Origin of the sequence: Streptomyces axinellae, assembly GCF_039532135.1 — a bacterium.
Lineage (GTDB): Bacteria > Actinomycetota > Actinomycetes > Streptomycetales > Streptomycetaceae > Streptomyces > Streptomyces axinellae.
This window is the reverse complement of record NZ_BAAARJ010000081.1, coordinates 1-735: the sequence shown is the minus strand read 5'-3', so window position 1 is coordinate 735 and position 735 is coordinate 1. Positions and strand designations below refer to the sequence as shown.

Here is a 735-nt window from a genome sequence, read left to right as displayed (position 1 = left end):
GCCGGACGGGAGCCCGGCGCCGGAAAAGAGGAACCATGTCCGCCAAGCTCAACCGCGCCGTACGCTGCACCGCCGCCGTGCTGGCCGTCATCGCGGTCGGCGCCGGAGCCACCGCCTGCGACTCCGGCTCCTCCTCCAAAGCCGGCGCCTCCTCCTCCAGCAAGACCGGCTCGCACGAAGCCGGGTCGAAGGAAGCCGGGTCGAAGATCAAGGAGACCGCCGCGAAGGGCTCGCGCACCGACGCGGTCAACATCGCCTCCACCAGCGCCCGCGCCACCACCGCCCAGAGCAAGCGCTGCCACACCGGGGAACTGCGCTACACCTGGGGCGGCCCGCACGGCTCCGCCCCCGACATGGAAGCCGACCACCAGCAGATGGCCACCATCAAGCTCACCAACAGCGGTGGCCGCACCTGCACCCTCAAGGGCTTCCCCGGTGTCCGCCTCATCAGCAAGAGCGGTGTCGCCTGGGACCTGCGCCGCTCCTCCGACACCCCCAGCAAGATCACCCTCAAGCCCGGCGAGGACACCGCCATGGCCTCCATGAACATCCTCCCCGTCCCCTCCGCCATGGAAGGCGCCAAGCGCTTCAAGGTCAGCAAGGTCCTCCTCACCCCGCCCGACGAGACCACCCACGTCACCCTCAAGTGGCCCTACGGCGGCTCCCTCCTCGACCAGTCCGGCGCCACCCGCCCCGGCACCTTCGTCAACATCATCAGCGTCGGCTGACCACCAC

1 protein-coding gene is annotated in these 735 nt (G+C 70.1%); it reads left to right on the top strand.

The window, feature by feature from the left end:
• The first annotated feature begins 35 nt into the window (after positions 1-35).
• A complete protein-coding gene (locus tag ABD339_RS33535; RefSeq protein WP_344570946.1) occupies positions 36-728 on the top strand; it encodes a DUF4232 domain-containing protein in 693 nt (230 codons plus the stop codon).
• Positions 729-735 lie beyond the last annotated feature (7 nt).